This is a genomic window from Photorhabdus africana, assembly GCF_035181445.1.
In the GTDB taxonomy this organism is placed as follows: domain Bacteria; phylum Pseudomonadota; class Gammaproteobacteria; order Enterobacterales; family Enterobacteriaceae; genus Photorhabdus; species Photorhabdus laumondii.
Window position 1 is genome coordinate 1 of sequence record NZ_JAXBVE010000288.1, and the last position, 229, is coordinate 229.

The 229-nt window shown below is 46.3% G+C and carries 1 protein-coding gene; it reads right to left on the reverse strand.

Features of this window, described 5'->3' with window-relative positions:
* Positions 1-130: 130 nt before the first annotated feature.
* Entirely contained in the window at positions 131-217 is an 87-nt protein-coding gene (gene pilO2 / locus SLS51_RS24485; RefSeq protein WP_369293963.1) for a type 4b pilus protein PilO2, read from the reverse strand.
* Positions 218-229: the final 12 nt, after the last annotated feature.

Genomic DNA, 229 nt, shown 5'->3' on the forward strand with positions numbered 1-229 from the left:
TAACTGTCCCACAGTCACACCCACAGATGCTTCTGCAATACTCGTTACCGAAAGAATTCCCTCCTCTGTTGACCATACGGGTGAACTGATAAAAATTAGCCCACTTAACACACTGATCCACAAGGCAGTATTATTTCCGGGCATAAATGTATCCCTCTGTCTGATAGGTTAACTGTCCCTGTGAAGTCAGGGTAAACGTGAGGCTGTTCAGTCGCAGCCCTGTATCATC